The sequence below is a fragment of the Zobellella taiwanensis genome (assembly GCF_003012795.1).
In the GTDB taxonomy this organism is placed as follows: domain Bacteria; phylum Pseudomonadota; class Gammaproteobacteria; order Enterobacterales; family Aeromonadaceae; genus Oceanimonas; species Oceanimonas taiwanensis.
On record NZ_PXYH01000006.1, the window covers coordinates 135,800 to 151,083 of the forward strand.

Genomic DNA, 15,284 nt, shown 5'->3' on the forward strand with positions numbered 1-15,284 from the left:
TATGGCCTTGTCAATGGCGGCCACCACCTCTTCGGACAGGGTTTCCCCTTTGAGCTTGAGGGTGAACACCTGGATTTCCGTTACCGCTTCGGTCGCGGGCAAGTTTACCGTGTTGGGCGCGAGTTTGCAGGCCCAGATGATCTGCTCCAGCTCTCCCACAAAGCGGGCCTGCAGGGCACTGTTCACGGTAGCCTGTTGATAGAATTTGGTTTTGGGGATCACCTTGTCAAAGCGCGTTGGTGGCGGAAACTGCCAGCTACAAGACGACAGAGCCTGGGTCATGAGTGGGCCTCCTGTGCCTGCACCACAATAAAGGCCAGCAGCTCAAAGTCGTCCAGGCCCTGAATGCGGTTAACCAGGGCTGAGGTGCTGCCGCCGCCAAACAGGCTGTCGATGTCTTTTTCTTCCTTCACGGCCATCATGCTGCCAATGGCCTGACTGAGCAGCTCGGAATAATTGGCCATGTTTTGGCCGTCTTGCGTTGCTTCGTTGAAACGCCGGCACAGGGCATCGATGGGCTCTTGCTGGCCCTTGCAGCAGGTGCGCAGCAGATCGAGCAGGCGTTTTACGTCTATGTGGCTGGCGAGGGTATGCCCCTGCTCGTTAACGTACACCAAGTAATAGGGATGCAGCCGGTTTTGCTGGTCGGTAGTCACGCTGTTGTTGAGGTTGCGCAGCGCAAAGATCACGCCGGGCTCCAGCCCCAGTGCCGGGTTGGCCGGCACCAGGGCGTGCATGCCGCTGGGCTGGTTAATGGGCTCGCCGTAGTGTTTGACCATGGCGAGCAGGTCCATGCGAAACTCGTTCAGGCCCAGATCGGTGATGGACACGCCGGTTTTCAGATCTTCCAGCTCAATCACTTCTTCCTGCAGGCGCTTGAGTTGCTCCTTGCGGTAGGCCACGTCGTTGGCCTGGCTGCTGAGCACGTTGTCATCGCCGGTGGCGGTCACGTCCACTATGGTCATGCGGCTTTCAACCCGCTCCTTGAGGTTGATGTATTCATCCAGAGAAATATCGGGCCAGTAGTTCACCAGCTGAATGCACTGATTGGGGGAGCCGATGCGATCCACCCGGCCAAAGCGCTGCACAATGCGCACCGGGTTCCAGTGAATGTCGTAGTTGATAAGGTAGTCGCAGTCCTGCAGGTTTTGCCCTTCGGAGATACAGTCGGTGGCAATCAGCAGGTCTATTTCGGCCGGCTCGTCGGGCAGCACGCTGACCTTTGATTTGGACTGGGGCGAAAACAGGGTCAGCACTTCCTGAATGTCGTAGCCCTTGCGGCGGGTTTTAAGGGTGGTTTTGGGCAGCCCGGTGCCACCGGTGACCATGGCGGCATGAAGGCCGTGGCTGCCGCGCAGCTCCGGTGCCAGCTGTTCATACAGGTAGCTGGCGGTATCGGCAAAGGCGGTAAAGATAATGACCTTGCGGTTGCCCGGGTTGATGGGGTTGGCCATTTTGTGGGCGAGCTGGGCCTTGAGCTGCTGCAGCTTGGCATCTTCGGCGGGTTACCTTTTGCATGGCGGCGAGCAGGCCCGTTATCAGTTCCTGGTCGCCCTGCATGTCCTGCTGCCAGGAGGTGAGATCCATGTCGGTGAGCTTGATTTTGATTTTGTTGCCAATTTCCATGTCGTGATAGGAAGGCAGCTCGTCTTCATCCGCTTCTATGGCATCCAGCGCTTCCGCCAGGCTGCTGACCTCGGTTACGCCGTCCCGCCGGTAGAACTCGTCGATTATTCCCAGTAGTCGCTGGTGGTTGTCTTGCAGGGATTGCAGGGTACGGCGAAAAGCTTCTACCGAGCTTTCCAGTCGCTTGAGCAGGTTGGTGGTCATCAGCGCCACCAGGCTTTTTTCCCGGTCGGCTTGCTTAAGCTTGCCACGGCCACCTTCTACTTCGGTGTCGTACAGCTCTTCGTATTTTTTTAGCCGGCTGGGCAGTATGTAGCTGACCGGGGCATAGATGGACAGCTTGAGTTGCCTGAGCTGTTCAAAGATCTGGTTAAAGCCAAGCACGTCGTCACGGGTGGTGAGCGGGCAATGGTAAGACAGTGGTTTGAGCCGCTCGGGAAAATGACCGATGTCGGTGGTGTCGTAAAAGCTCTGAATGTGCTTGCGCGAGCGGGCGATGGTGACGCTGTCGAGCAGTTCGAAAAAGTCGAAATCCAGCGCATCCAGTATGGCCTTGGCGGTTCTTTGCTCCGGCTCCAGTTTGGACCAGTTATTAAACACGGCCTGGGCCTGGTTGAAGATTTGTTCGACGCTTTTGGTGGTTTTCAGGTGTTTGGTCAGTTGGCTGGAATCGCCTTCGTAGGCCAGTGCCAGCTGGTTGCGCAAGTCGGTGAAACGGTTGTTGACCGGCGTGGCGGAGAGCATCAGCACCTTGGTTTTGACCCCGTCGCGGATGACCTTGTTCATCAGCTTCTGGTAGCGGGTTTCCCGGTCCTTTACCGCGTCGTTGTTGCGAAAGTTGTGGGATTCGTCGATTACCACCAAGTCGTAGTTGCCCCAGTTGATACGATTGAGCGAGGTGCCGAAAGACTCGCCACTGGTGCGGCTGAGATCGGTGTGGCAGAGCACATCGTAGTTGAACCTGTCTTTGGCGAAGAGGTTGGTTGTGAGATTACGGTTATAGTTCAGCCAGTTGTCGGCCAGTTTCTTGGGGCACAGCAGCAGCACCGACTTGTTGCGCAACTCGTAGTATTTGATCACCGCCAGGGCGGTGAAGGTTTTGCCCAGCCCTACGCTGTCGGCCAGTATGCAGCCGTTGTAGCTTTCCAGCTTGTTGATGATGCCGGTGGCGGCATCTTTCTGGTAGTTGAACAGCTTGTTCCAGATCAGGGTGTCCTGATAACCGGTTCTGTCGTTGGGCAGTACATCTTCATTGAGGTCGTCCAGAAACTCTTTGAAGATGTTGTACAGCATGATGAAGTAGATTTTTTCGGGCGAGTTTTCCTTATACACCGACTCAATGTGCTGGCAGATGGTATTGGTCACGTCCTGCAGTTTGTCCGGGTCGCTCCAGATTTGATCGAACAGCGTCAGGTATTGGGCGGTGAACTCGGGTTGCTTCATTTTGTGTACAAAATTGGAAACCGCGTTACCTTGCTGGTAGCCCAAATCGACGGCGGTAAAGCCGTTGATGGGAGCAAACAGCGTGCTCTCGGAGCCCCCGGAAACCACGGCGAAGGGCTGCATGGGGGCATGGGTGCTGTTCGATTTGAAGGTGGCTTTTTGCCGCATCCAGTTAGCGCATTCCCGGGCAATGGCCTTTTGGGTCAGCTTGTTTTTAAGGTGAATTTCAAAGTCGGTGCCATACAGGCTTTTTTCACGGCCAGCCTTGGGAATGAAAAACTCCCGCTGCTCTTTTCTCAGCTTGTCGGTGACGTTATCGGCAACAAAGGTAGGGGAGGTGAACACAAACTGCAGCGACTCGATGGCCGACAGCTCTTTTTTGAGCGCTTCATAGGCGTAGATGGAGAAGCAGGACGCCGCTATTTTCAGCCTGGAGCCCGGTGTGAGCGTGCCCTTCAGCTCATCACCCAGCAGGTGATTGATGTTGTCGATGATGTTCATGGCTTGTCCATCCTGCCTGTATCCGGCGTATTACGCTTTTTAGGTCAATGAGTTATCGTAGCCAACTTTTTGTGTCAAGAACAAGCTCAAGAGGGCATAATTCATCATTGATCCAAATCTGAAGATGGCCAGTCCGGTGTTGAGCCAAGACGGAAGCATGTTTTGCCTGAAATTTAGTCAAATTATGCTTCCGCCTGATATAGATAATGGTTGCCTTCGTCTGCCATGAGCTTATCCAGAGGTGATCTCAAGATAGCTTATTTGTGGCTTTTATATGCTTCCAGATACCATTCATATAACTTTGTTTGTATTTCTTCTTCAGCCAAGTGAAGAGGGGTGAACTCTGAGAAAATATAGGATTTCTCTGAAAAGAAAGGGTAGCTTATTTCTGTACCATCAGGCTCTGCATAGCTAAGGATTGTGTCGCTTGCTAAATCAATAAATTCATTTTGTGATAATTTTTCACCTTCCATATCCTCAGCCATTGCCGGTAGTTCGATGTCGTTACGCTCACGGCTATGATCGAATAATAAAAAGTCAGCAAGTGCATTTAAGGATTCTTCGTCCCAGAATCGATAGCGCATATATTTTTCTTCATAGGCGTTGGTGACTGCATTAATAAACTCGTACGACATCAGGTTGATTGATGGAATATTAAGGTTATATTGTTCATAGTCATCCCAATTGTATCTTTTATTAATGTCCTGTCTAAGTCCCAACACATTTTGCATAATGAGTTTTTTGGATGCAGCAGTGGCACTGCCTCTTAATACGTAAGCGCTCACCTTCTCATTCTCCACCGTTTCCAGTGCTTTTTCTATTGCTGCTGAAATAATATATTTTTTTATCTTTGGTATGACTGAGTTGGAAATCCAGCCTATGCCGAAGGTAGGGCGGTCAGTGCTACCGTAGATTACACAACTGGGAATGCCAGGAGTGAGTATTATTTCAAGATTTTTTATGGTTAAGTTTAATTTGGTGTTGTTTAAGAATTGATTTACACCCTCCCTGATTTCCTTCAATCGACTCTCTCTTTCCTCTATTTCCCACTCTTCCAGACCATCATTGTAGCCATAAAAATCTGGGTGTTTTTTGCTGTCTTCCATATTTTTACCTTGTGTGTTTTTAAAGTTAGTGAATTGTTTTATAAAGCAGGCTTAGGTGACAATAAGCACGCTGGCTCTTGTCCCCGGCTCGTCAATGGTAAAGCGGGCGGCGTAGGCGACTGTTGGCTGGGTAAGGATTCTCTCATCAAAAAAACGGATGATGGTCTCAAAATCTTCCATGCGGTTGGCGTGCTCTATGGAAAGCGAGGCGACAATATATATCCCCTTTACTTCTCCCAGGTTTTCTATCCCCTGAAAATGAGTCGATAGATAGCTTTCATCAATTTCTGCCGCATCGGTGTATGGGCTTTCATAAAAATGAATGTTCTCGCCTTTGCTTATAACGGTCAGCAAGTCCATCAGGTCCACGCCAACGAGAGAGGGCTTGTTGATTGACTCGATCAAATCGAATACACAGTTGCGATAGGCACCATCATTTTTTACTTGAATGGTTTTCAGGCTACTCTGGTCGGCGGGTTGTTCCGACAACACCACGCAGGCGTTTGCCTTTACCAGTTGGTTTTGGTGCCGGCACAGCCAGTCCTCCGGCGGCGCTACCAGCATCAGCAGATCGCTGAATTCCACGGCTTGTTCCAGGGCGTCCGGCGCAAAGAAGGTGGCTACCTCCTGTGGTCCGTTCAGGCCGTGGGTGAAGTCGATAATCCCCACCTGGTGCGGCGGGGTGTCGTATTGTTCAAACATAAAGGCTGGCCTTGGGTTGGTGGTGGGATCAGTAGCGGTATTCGCACTCACTCAGGTCGCCCAGTACTGTTTGGGTGCTTTGAGGCGAGGGGGCAAAGCTGGCGACTTTTTTCTGGTTTACGTACACATCAAACTGGGCGGCACCTTGAATGGCTTCCCGGAACGAGTACCAGGCGTTGTCGCCATTGCGCCAGCCCAGGGAGTCGGGCATCCAGTAGGCCTTGCCGTCGATCAGCAGTTCAAGGGTGTTGCTATCGCTGGGAGACAGATCCTGGCCGTTGGCCAGGGTAAAGTTAACGCCGGTTAACTCGCCGTTTTCGCTGTAGCCAATATCACAGTTGATGGTAAAAACATCACCCTGTTCGTTTTGTATGCTGTTGGACGATATGCCTTGTCCGAACTCGGAGTTCCAGATATTGGGAATGGCTTGGGCCGAAGTGGCAGCCAGCAAAATGGCAGAAAAAATAAGCTGTTTGATGTGAGAGTTCATATATGCTCCTTTTATTTCATGAGTCCGAATATTTCATTTTTACTGTCGACTTAATCATTTTTAGCCTTTTGAAAACCAACGCGTACAAATGGGTGGCCAAAGCTTCGTTCTTTTTCGATGACTTTTCCTATATATAAATTTCTGATATGTTGATCGGCTTTTCTTCCAATGAATTCCCATCTTCTGTTTTCTTTGTTTCTGGATATGGTTCTGGTAAAATATTCTTGAGTTCCTGCTTTAACCCAGCCGTGTATCTCATATACCTCTTTTATTATTCCATTGTAAGTGGCGTAACCATATTTTATGGATTCATCTCTTGGTATATTATGCCAGATGCCTCTTGTAGACTCAAAAAGTGCCAATTCACTCATTCCTGACTTATACGTGTCATTTAATAAGAATGCCAGCCCTTGATGTTCTGGTTGGATGATTACTGTTTCGCTGGAGTATAGATTGTGAATTTCATCTATAGTCATTCTGCCCATGTTTGATTCACAGCCTCTGATTTTGTTTTTGAGTTCCCCAACACCAAGTAGATCAATGCAGGTGGACTCAATTAGTGCTGCTGATTTCTCATCAAGTCCATGGCGCAATATATCAATGGCTATTTTTTGTTTTTTTATAAGATCTTGAATGAAAGCGTTTTTCTCCTGGCTTTCATCTTCTTTTAAATGTTGCAGGCATCGATCCCCCTTTCCTCTTCCAATGTAGAATGGTTTTCTCTCTGTGCCGTTTATTTCACATAAGGCATAAACGTAATTGCTTATCTGGCGCAGTGTTTGATTATATTTTTTGTCTTCTTGCATGTTGATTCCTAAAGTAGTGGTTTGTGGGTGTGGTTGATGATAATAGGGGCTTTAGCTGTTTCTTTTTAATTTTTTAACAATTAAATGAGAGTTCATGTTGATAGACCCTATCTTTAGTTGGAAAAAAGTTTAGGCATATGCCGCCAGCATTTTACTGGCTTGCTCGGCGATGGCCTGGCGCCAATGGGCCGGCTCCAGCACTTCCACCCGGGCGCCAAAGCCCACCAGCCACCACTGGGTTTGCTGATCGTTGGGCACGGTGGCGGTGAGGGTGACCCAGCCATCCTCGTCGGGGGCGGAAAGCTGTTGCTGTTCGCTGACCGGGGTTTCCGCCAGTGTCCAGGCCACGCTGGCATCGATTCTGGCCACCAGTTGCACCTGTTGCCGGTCCAGCGGATAGCCGAAGGCGCCGTCGGCAATATAGTGTTCCACGCTGAAGGTGGGATGCGGCCGAAACGGCGCTTCGCTCGGTGCCAGTTGCTGAATGCGGTGCAGGGCGAACTGGCGAATGTCTTCATAGTCGTTCACCGTAGCCAGCAGGTAGCTGACGCTATGGCGCACCACCAGCCCCTGGGGATGCAGGGTGAACTGTTTCACTTCCTGTTTTTGCCGGCTGAGGTAATGCACCTCTATCGCCTGGCGCTGGAGCAGGGCATCGCTGATGCCCTGCCACACGGGCGGGGCGATGGCCGCCGGCAGCAGCGCCTTGCCGTTGGGAATGGCGCGAACCTGGCGGGCCCAGTCGGCAAAGCCATTTTCCCGCAGGCCGTCCAGAAACTTGCGGGCGTCGTGAAACTGGGGGCTGAGCTTGTCTACCGCTATCTGGGGCAACAGGCCCTTGAGGTATTCCTCCGCCAGCACCAGGGTCAGGGCGGTGGCGGTGTCCATGGCGGGCAGGGTGCTTTTGAAATTCGGGTCGAACGACCAGCGGTAGGGGCGTTCGCTCTGGTCGCAGATAAGCGGGTAATGACCCGATATTCTTTCCAGATCCCGCTGAATGGAGCGAAGGTTGACGTTGAAGCCCTTTTCTTCCAGCAGGGTTTGCAGGGTGGTGGTGGCCTTGAATTGGGGCGCGCGCGGGATCAATTGCAACATGGCAATGTAGCGGAAAAGGGTGTCCATGAGTGCTCCTGTTGGGGTGTCGGCATCCTGACGGAAACGCCAGCATACCCCATAAAGTGTCGTTTGTGTCTGTGGTTTGCGGGCCCTTCGCACCACCCGCCAGGCCGGTGTGAACGGCCTCAGTCGCCGGTGGCTACAAAGCCGATGGGCCTGGACTGCCCCCTGGTTTTCAGGGCATGTTCCTGCTCCAGCCCGGCGAGCAGGTTTTCCGGGCTCGGGCGCTCGCCCATCACGCCATGTCGGCGCAGCACGGCGGCGAAATCGCCCGGGGTCAGTTGCTCAAGCCGGCTCAGGGCCGGATGCAGGTGGGCGGCATCCTGCTCCCGGAATTCCCCCTGCAGTTGCTGGCCCAGTACCGTATTGAAATACATCCAGGCCTGCTCGGGGCTGAAATAGCCAAAGCCTATCTTGAAGTCGAACCGGCGCAGGGCGGCCGCGTCCAGGTGATCCATAAAGTTGGTGGCCATCACCAGAATGCCGGGATATTGCTCCATTTGAACCAGCAATTCGTTGACTTGGCTCACTTCCCAGTTGCGCACCGCGCCGGCGCGGCTGGCCAGGAGGCTGTCGGCCTCGTCAATCAGCAGGATGCCGCCACAGGCCTTGGCCTCGGCAAAGGCGGCGGCCAGCTTTTGCTCGGTGCCCCCCACATAGGGGTCGAGCAGGTCGGAGGCCTTTTTGGCGACCAGGGGTCTTTCCAGCGCGTCGGCCAGGTGGCCCGCCAGGGCGCTCTTGCCGGTGCCGGGGGGACCATACAGACACAGCCGGCCCATGCCGCTGCGTTTCAGCCCCCGGATGATGGGCTCCAGGGCGGTGTCGGTGGCGCACAGCGCCGGGTTGAACAGGGAAGGCTGGCGCTGCTGATTCAGCCGCTTCCAACGATAGCCGAGGGCCTGATACAGGTTGGCCAGAATGTCTTCCATAGCGCTCTCCACGTTTTCCGCCTTGCGATATCCGAGTTTTTTTACCACCCTGGCCGCCCGTGCCAGGTGCGCCGGCTCCAGCCTGCGCTGGCTGGCCAGTTGTTCCAGCCAGGGCTCGCGCACATTCAGCCCCCCAAGCAGCCGGCGTGCCATGCCCAGGCGTACCTCCGCCGTCAGCTCGGGCATGGCCAGCATCAGGTCGAAACGGCGGAGGTAGGCCGCCTCCATGCACGACACCTCGTTGCTCAGCCAGAGGGTGGGGCGGGGGTTGCTTTCCAGCAACTGGTTCACCCAGGCCTTCTGGCCCTCGCTGGTCTGCTCGTTGAACACGTCCTCCACCTCGTCGAACAGCACCAGGCTGTGGTTATCCTGGCGCAACACCTGCTGGCACAGCTGGTAGCGGGCGAAGCGCTCGCGGCCGTTGAGCGCCTCGCCGCGCGGGTCGGCGAATTTCACCTCGTGCAGGCTCCAGCGCAGGCGAGCGGCCAGGGCGCGGGCCAGCTCGGTCTTGCCGGTGCCGGGCGCGCCGTAAATCAGCACGTTCACTCCGCTTTGCCGGCCCCCGGCCCGGCTCAGGTAGCGCAGCAGGCGGTCGATAAAGGGCTGCAGGTGGGCAAAGTCGTCCAGCGTCAGCTGTGCCGGCTGCTGGCTGTTGGAAAAGGTGGTCAGCAGGCTGCGAGGCCCGTTTTCCTCATACAGCAGAATGTCGTCCAGGCCGCGCATCAGCTCCAGGCCGTTGCCATGGCGCTCGGTTTGTACCAGGCCACAGGCCAGCAGCGTCATCCCCGGTGCCAGTGCATGCGCCACCTGGCGGCGGGGGCGGCCGAGGGCGGTGGCCAGCAGGCCGATAAGCTGTTGGCCGCCCATCCAGTGCTGGTGAAACAGCTCCAGGGTGTTGGTCAGCACATTGTCCTGCTGCACCAGCACCAGAAAGGCCAGCACGTCGAGTTCGGCCTCTTCCAGTGCCAGGCTGTCGCCCAGCTGGCGCAGATTGCTCGCCAGGGGATCGGGAACCGGAATGGCTCGGCTTTCCTGCTCCGCCAGCAGGGTTTTCAACAACCGGATCACTTCTGAAGGGACCAGTTCGGAAGCGTCCAGCCCGGGCTCCAGGGATTGCAGCAGTTCGTCCAGCTCGTGGCGGCGTTTGCTCAGGGCCAGTCGGGCTCCGTCGGCCAGCACCAGCAGGCGCAGCGCCCACAGCAAGGGCAGCGGCGGATGGGGCGAGGACGACTGGGCGCAAGACCGCCGGCGCTTGCGCGGATGGTGGTGAAGGGTGTGCAGTGGTGGCATGGCTGCTCCTGATCTGGGGAGGAGTCATCAGAGTACGGAGGCGGGCGACATTTTGTGTCGTTTGGGTTGGAGCCCTGCCTTCCGACATGCTCCGGTGTTGCGGTTTATTATGTTGGGTAATAACCGAGTAGGTTATGTCTTTATTTCGTTCATCCATCTTAAGCTTTTTACAAGGTTTGCTGCGCATCGGAAACTGCGCCGGTAATGTGGTACTGGTGCCATATGCTTGGGCGTGTGCATCTTGTGCATCTATCTAGGGCAAGAAGGTCACCGAAGTTTGACGCCAACGGGATAGATGCGAAAATGCCGCATCCTCATGGGTGCTGTTGAGGCCTCGGTCCTGGGTATCAAATGAAGTTGCGGGTATCGGAGCGGGTATCAACGCAGTATTAGGCTTAATGCCATCAATAAAATCAAAGAGATAAGTGCAGTATGCTGCTGATGATCGATAACTACGATTCCTTTACCTGGAACCTGGTGCAGTACTTCGGTGAGCTGGGCCAGGAGGTAGTGGTGCGGCGCAATGACGAGATTGCCCTGGACGAGATCGCCGCCCTGGCGCCGGCGGGGCTGGTGATTTCCCCGGGGCCCTGCACGCCCAATGAGGCGGGGGTGTCATTGGCGGCCATTACCCGTTTTGCCGGCAGTCTGCCCATTCTCGGCGTCTGCCTGGGGCATCAGGCCATTGCCCAGGCCTTCGGCGGGCGGGTGGTGCGCGCCAGGCGGGTGATGCACGGCAAGACCTCACCCATCCGCCACAGGGGGTTGGGCCTGTTCCGGGAGCTGCCGGACCCGCTGACCGTTACCCGCTACCATTCCCTGGTGGTGGAACGCGACAGCCTGCCCGAGGATTTTGAACTGACCGCCTGGACCGAAACCGAGGCCGGCGCGGTAGACGAGATTATGGGCATGCAGCACCGCCACCTGCCGCTGCACAGTGTGCAGTTCCATCCCGAGAGTATCCTCACCCAGGGCGGCCATCGCCTGCTACAGAATTTCCTCGAACTGATTTGAGTCCCTTTTCGGTGCCATTCGCAGCCCATTAGCTATTCTGTTGCCGGCCCCTACTATTAGTTTTACTTATCGGGGCTATCAGTGTTTTTCGTTCGTCAGTCGCCGCCGGAGCGGGAATAATGCCCTTTCCGCCGGACGGCAGAGGCTGTGGTAAAAATTTTTCGGTTGCCCTTTTATGCATGGCAGGTGGCGTGCCGGTAGCCGGACCGGCGGTTTGATGCGAGCTTATGCAATATAAATGACTATATTTTTTACGTGGGCAATATAAATAACTGTAAAGTTGCGCATGTATAGAGACAAGTTATTGTTGTTTTGCAATAATACTCGCGTGTTTACATGGATTTAACTTATATCGCAGAGCATGCTGCGGTATCTGGAGGAGCAAAGCATGTCTGATATGGCTGTTACCCGCGAAATGTTCGACCAGGTCATGGTACCCAACTATGCCCCCGCCCAGGTGATCCCGGTGCGCGGCAAGGGTGCCCGTGTGTGGGATCAGCAGGGTCGGGAATTCATCGACTTTGCCGGCGGCATCGCGGTCAACTGTCTTGGCCACTGCCATCCGGCGCTGGTGTCCGCCCTCAAGGAGCAGGGCGAAAAGCTCTGGCACCTGAGCAACGTCATGACCAACGAGCCGGCGCTGCGCCTGGCCAAGAAGCTGGTCGACGCCACCTTCGCCGAGAAGGTGTACTTCTGCAACTCCGGCGCCGAGGCCAACGAGGCGGCGCTCAAGCTGGCCCGCCGTTACGCCATCGATACCCATGGTCCGGAAAAGACCCAGATCATCGCCTTTACCCAGGGTTTTCACGGCCGTACCTTTTTCACCGTGACCGTGGGTGGCCAGGCTGCCTATTCCGATGGCTTCGGCCCCAAGCCGGCCGATATCGATCATGTACCCTATAACGATCTGGATGCGCTCAAGGCCGTTATCTCCGATCGCACCTGTGCCGTGGTGATGGAGCCGCTGCAGGGCGAGGGCGGCATCATCAGCCCGGAGCCGGCCTTCGTCAAGGCGGTGCGCGAGTTGTGCGACCAGCACAATGCCCTACTGGTGTTCGACGAGGTACAAACCGGCGTGGGCCGCACCGGCGCCCTCTACGCCTATATGGACCTGGGGGTAACGCCCGATATCCTCACCAGCGCCAAGGCCCTGGGCGGTGGTTTCCCTATCGGCGCCATGCTCACCACCAGCAAGATTGCCGCCGCCTTCAAGGTCGGCACCCACGGCTCCACCTATGGCGGTAATCCCCTGGCCTGTGCGGTGGCCGAGGCCGCCTTCGATACCGTCAACACCGATGCCGTGCTGCACGGTGTGCGCGAGCGGGAGGCCTGGTATCGCGAGGGGCTGGAGGCCATCAATGCCAAGTACGGCTGCTTCAAGGAAGTGCGCGGCAAGGGCCTGCTGCTGGGTTGCGTGATGAGCGAGCAGTTCCAGGGCCGGGCCCGGGATTTCCTGCTGGCGGCGATGGAAGAACAGCTGATGGTGCTGATCGCCGGCGCCAACGTGGTGCGTTTTGCGCCTTCCCTGGTGATCACCAAGGACGAAGTGGCCGAAGGCCTGGCCCGCTTCGAGCGCGCCGTGGCCAAGGTTGTGAACGGATAACCCCTTCCGGCGACAGGATTTCAGGACGGGGCAGGGTTGCCTCGTCCTGGTCGCCAATTTTGTAATAAGGAGTTCTGCATGTTGGTGATCCGACCCATAGAGCAGAAAGATTTCCCCACCCTCAAGCAGATCGCCATTGAGTCCGGCCATGGCTTTACCTCGCTGCCGGTCAACGATGAACTGTTGCAAAACAAGATAGATCACTCCCTGGCGTCCTTCGCCAGCCGTCCGGCGGGCAAGGGCGAGTGCCTTTATTTCTTTGTGGCGGAAGACAGCGATACCGGCGAAGTGCTGGGCACCACCGCCCTGGATGCTGCCGTGGGCCTGTCGTCCCCCTTTTATACCTACCTGCTGGGCAAGCAGGTACACAGTTCGCGCAAGCTCGGCATCTACAATGTGGTCGAAACCCTGACCCTGACCAACGACTACACCGGGGTCAGCGAGTTGTGCACCCTGTTCCTGCGGGAGCCGGCGCGGGTGGGCCTGAACAGCCGGCTGCTGTCCAAGTGCCGCTTTCTGTTCCTGGCCGAGTTTTCCGAGCTGTTCGACCACCGTATCCTGGCGGAAATGCGCGGGGTGTCGGACGAGGGCGGCAACAGCCCGTTCTGGAGCTGGCTGCAGGAGCACTTTTTCTCCATGGACTTCCCCACGGTCGATTACCTGACCGGCATCGGCCAGAAGGGCTTTATTGCCGACCTGATGCCAAAATACCCGATCTACGTCAACCTGCTGTCAAAAGAGGCGCGGGCGGTCATCGGCAAGACCCACGACAAAACCCGGCCGGCCCTGCGCCTGCTGGAGGAGGAAGGCTTTTCCTGGCGTGGCTATGTGGACATTTTCGACGCCGGCCCCAGCGTGGAATGCGAGGTCAGGCAAATCCGCTCCGTGCGCAATAGCCGGCGGCTGACGGTGCAAACCGGCCATCCGGTGCATGCGGGCAAGTACCTGATCAGCAACACCCGTTTCAATGGTTTTCGGGCGCTGATCGGCGATATGGCGGTCAATGAAGAAAAAGCCCAGGCGGTGATGACCCCGGAGGTCGCCCGCCTGCTCAAGGTGGAGGACGGGGATACCGTCCGGGTAGTGGAGATGAAACTGAATGACTGACGCTGTGCAATACATCAACGGCCATTGGCTGGCGGGCGAGGGCGAGCCGTTTGCTTCCCTGGATCCGGCCAAAAACGAGGAAATCTGGCACGGTGCGGCGGCCGGCCCCGAACAGGTGGAGGCGGCCATTGCCGCCGCCCGCCGGGCCGCCCCGGACTGGGCCGGGCGCCCGGTCGACGCCCGCCTGGCCATTGCCAAGCGTTACGCCGAACTGCTCAACGAGCACAAGGACGCCCTGGCCCGGACGATCGCCCGGGAAACCGGCAAGCCCCAGTGGGAAACCCTCACCGAGGTGGCGGCCATGGTCGGCAAGGTCGGTATTTCCGAAAAGGCCTATTTCGAGCGCACCGGCACGGTGGAAAACCCCATGCCCGGCGCCCGCGCCTATGTGCGCCACAAGCCCCACGGCGTGGTGGCGGTATTTGGCCCCTACAACTTCCCCGGCCACCTGCCCAACGGCCATATAGTGCCGGCGCTGATCGCCGGCAATACCGTGGTGTTCAAGCCCTCCGAGCTGACCCCCCTGGTGGCCCAGGAAATGGTCAGGCTGTGGGAGCAGGCCGGCCTGCCCGCCGGGGTGCTCAACCTGGTGCAGGGCGAGGTGGCCACCGGCAAGGCGCTGGCGGCTCATCCAGGCATCGACGGCCTGTTTTTCACCGGCTCATCGCGCACCGGTAACCTGCTGCACAGCCAGTTCTCCTGCCAGCCGGGCAAGATACTGGCGCTGGAAATGGGCGGCAACAATCCCCTGGTGGTCACCCGGGTGGAAGAGGTGGACGCCGCCGTACACACCATTATCCAGTCCGCTTTCATTACCTCCGGCCAGCGCTGTACCTGCGCCCGCCGCCTGCTGCTGCCCCAGGGCGAGGCCGGCGACCGTATCCTGGCGCGCCTGATCGAGGTGACCAAGGCCATCCGGGTCGGCCGGTACGATGCGGATCCCCAGCCCTTTATGGGCTCGATGATCTCCGAAAAGGCGGCCAAGGCCATGGTGGCGGCCCAGGCCCATTTGCTGGCCCTGGGCGGCGAGTCGCTGCTCATGCTCAAGCACCTGCAGGCCGGCACCGGCCTGGTGTCGCCGGGCATCATTGAGGTCAGCGCCATCCGGGATCTGCCGGACGAGGAATACTTCGGCCCGCTGCTGCAGGTGATCCGCTACACTGAACTGCCCGCGGCGCTGGACATCGCCAACCGCACCCGCTACGGGCTGTCGGCCGGGTTGCTGTCGGATAGCCAGGACGACTGGGACTATTTCTTCCGTCATATCCGTGCCGGTATCGTCAACTGGAACAAGCCGATCACCGGTGCTTCCAGCGCCGCCCCCTTCGGCGGCATCGGCGACAGCGGCAACCACAGGGCCAGCGCCTATTATGCGGCGGACTACTGCGCCTACCCGGTGGCCTCGGTGGAAGACGACAGGGTGACCATGCCGGCCAGCCTGTCGCCCGGGTTGCAGTTTTAACGCCCGGGGCGAGGGAGGAGAGGGGCCGCCCGGCGGTCCCAGGTCCCGTCCGGCCCAGGGCCGGGCGGGTTGCGTGAATATAGGGATGA

12 protein-coding genes and 1 pseudogene are annotated in these 15,284 nt (G+C 57.0%); 4 read left to right on the forward strand and 9 right to left on the reverse strand.

Going from position 1 to position 15,284, the window contains the following annotated elements; translation table 11 throughout:
• Nucleotides 1-3: 3 nt before the first annotated feature.
• The 9 genes and pseudogenes from C7I36_RS17965 to C7I36_RS06340 all read right to left on the reverse strand — a co-directional run.
• A pseudogene (locus C7I36_RS17965) lies at nt 4-282 on the reverse strand (DUF4391 domain-containing protein); the annotation flags it as partial.
• Nucleotides 279-1,454, reverse strand: coding sequence for a C-terminal helicase domain-containing protein (locus tag C7I36_RS17540; protein ID WP_219899604.1), 1,176 nt, complete (start codon nt 1,452-1,454; stop codon nt 279-281). The pseudogene C7I36_RS17965 and the gene C7I36_RS17540, both read right to left, overlap by 4 nt.
• Nucleotides 1,375-3,570 carry an SNF2-related protein gene (locus C7I36_RS06310; RefSeq protein ID WP_219899605.1) on the reverse strand — a complete coding sequence of 732 codons (2,196 nt, stop codon included), beginning with the start codon at nt 3,568-3,570 and terminating at the stop codon, nt 1,375-1,377. The genes C7I36_RS17540 and C7I36_RS06310 overlap by 80 nt, the downstream gene beginning before the upstream one ends.
• Before the next feature lie 257 nt (nt 3,571-3,827).
• Nucleotides 3,828-4,676: a hypothetical protein gene (locus C7I36_RS06315; RefSeq protein ID WP_106452868.1), complete on the reverse strand. Its 849-nt coding sequence runs from the start codon at nt 4,674-4,676 to the stop codon at nt 3,828-3,830.
• Between the two features lie 51 nt (nt 4,677-4,727).
• A complete protein-coding gene (locus C7I36_RS06320; protein ID WP_106452869.1) occupies nt 4,728-5,378 on the reverse strand; it encodes a hypothetical protein in 651 nt (216 codons plus the stop codon).
• Nucleotides 5,379-5,406: 28 nt separating this feature from the next.
• The gene (locus C7I36_RS06325; protein ID WP_106452870.1) at nt 5,407-5,868 is read right to left on the reverse strand and encodes a hypothetical protein; all 462 of its coding nucleotides are present in this window, start codon (nt 5,866-5,868) and stop codon (nt 5,407-5,409) included.
• A 50-nt stretch (nt 5,869-5,918) separates the two neighbouring features.
• A complete protein-coding gene (locus C7I36_RS06330; RefSeq protein WP_106452871.1) occupies nt 5,919-6,674 on the reverse strand; it encodes an LEM-3-like GIY-YIG domain-containing protein in 756 nt (251 codons plus the stop codon).
• A gap of 129 nt (nt 6,675-6,803) precedes the next feature.
• Nucleotides 6,804-7,796, reverse strand: coding sequence for a helix-turn-helix transcriptional regulator (locus C7I36_RS06335; RefSeq protein ID WP_106452872.1), 993 nt, complete (start codon nt 7,794-7,796; stop codon nt 6,804-6,806).
• Between the two features lie 119 nt (nt 7,797-7,915).
• Nucleotides 7,916-10,009 (reverse strand): AAA family ATPase, encoded by a 2,094-nt coding sequence (locus tag C7I36_RS06340; protein WP_106452873.1) that lies wholly within the window; start codon nt 10,007-10,009, stop codon nt 7,916-7,918.
• Nucleotides 10,010-10,441: 432 nt separating this feature from the next.
• Between C7I36_RS06340 and C7I36_RS06345 the strand changes: the two genes are divergently transcribed.
• The 4 genes from C7I36_RS06345 to astD all read left to right on the forward strand — a co-directional run bounded on the left by C7I36_RS06345 (nt 10,442) and on the right by astD (nt 15,195).
• Nucleotides 10,442-11,023 (forward strand): anthranilate synthase component II, encoded by a 582-nt coding sequence (locus C7I36_RS06345; protein WP_106452874.1) that lies wholly within the window; start codon nt 10,442-10,444, stop codon nt 11,021-11,023.
• 388 nt (nt 11,024-11,411) lie between these two features.
• Nucleotides 11,412-12,626, forward strand: a complete 1,215-nt coding sequence (locus C7I36_RS06350; RefSeq protein ID WP_106452908.1) for an aspartate aminotransferase family protein — start codon at nt 11,412-11,414, stop codon at nt 12,624-12,626.
• Between the two features lie 78 nt (nt 12,627-12,704).
• Nucleotides 12,705-13,733 (forward strand): arginine N-succinyltransferase, encoded by a 1,029-nt coding sequence (gene astA, locus C7I36_RS06355; RefSeq protein ID WP_106452875.1) that lies wholly within the window; start codon nt 12,705-12,707, stop codon nt 13,731-13,733.
• The gene (astD, locus tag C7I36_RS06360) at nt 13,726-15,195 is read left to right on the forward strand and encodes a succinylglutamate-semialdehyde dehydrogenase (protein WP_106452876.1); all 1,470 of its coding nucleotides are present in this window, start codon (nt 13,726-13,728) and stop codon (nt 15,193-15,195) included. The genes astA and astD overlap by 8 nt, the downstream gene beginning before the upstream one ends.
• Nucleotides 15,196-15,284: the final 89 nt, after the last annotated feature.

What these genes read in the sequence shown, in the direction of transcription:
- C7I36_RS06335 (WP_106452872.1), bottom strand. Translation starts at nt 7,796, where the DNA reads ATGGACACCCTTTTCCGCTACATTGCCATGTTGCAATTGATCCCGCGC.
- C7I36_RS06340 (WP_106452873.1), bottom strand. Translation starts at nt 10,009, where the DNA reads ATGCCACCACTGCACACCCTTCACCACCATCCGCGCAAGCGCCGGCGG.
- astD (WP_106452876.1), top strand. Translation starts at nt 13,726, where the DNA reads ATGACTGACGCTGTGCAATACATCAACGGCCATTGGCTGGCGGGCGAG.
- astA (WP_106452875.1), top strand. Translation starts at nt 12,705, where the DNA reads ATGTTGGTGATCCGACCCATAGAGCAGAAAGATTTCCCCACCCTCAAG.
- C7I36_RS06350 (WP_106452908.1), top strand. Translation starts at nt 11,412, where the DNA reads ATGTCTGATATGGCTGTTACCCGCGAAATGTTCGACCAGGTCATGGTA.
- C7I36_RS06320 (WP_106452869.1), bottom strand. Translation starts at nt 5,378, where the DNA reads ATGTTTGAACAATACGACACCCCGCCGCACCAGGTGGGGATTATCGAC.
- C7I36_RS06325 (WP_106452870.1), bottom strand. Translation starts at nt 5,868, where the DNA reads ATGAACTCTCACATCAAACAGCTTATTTTTTCTGCCATTTTGCTGGCT.
- C7I36_RS06310 (WP_219899605.1), bottom strand. Translation starts at nt 3,570, where the DNA reads ATGAACATCATCGACAACATCAATCACCTGCTGGGTGATGAGCTGAAG.
- C7I36_RS06330 (WP_106452871.1), bottom strand. Translation starts at nt 6,674, where the DNA reads ATGCAAGAAGACAAAAAATATAATCAAACACTGCGCCAGATAAGCAAT.
- C7I36_RS06315 (WP_106452868.1), bottom strand. Translation starts at nt 4,676, where the DNA reads ATGGAAGACAGCAAAAAACACCCAGATTTTTATGGCTACAATGATGGT.
- C7I36_RS06345 (WP_106452874.1), top strand. Translation starts at nt 10,442, where the DNA reads ATGCTGCTGATGATCGATAACTACGATTCCTTTACCTGGAACCTGGTG.
- C7I36_RS17540 (WP_219899604.1), bottom strand. Translation starts at nt 1,454, where the DNA reads ATGGCCAACCCCATCAACCCGGGCAACCGCAAGGTCATTATCTTTACC.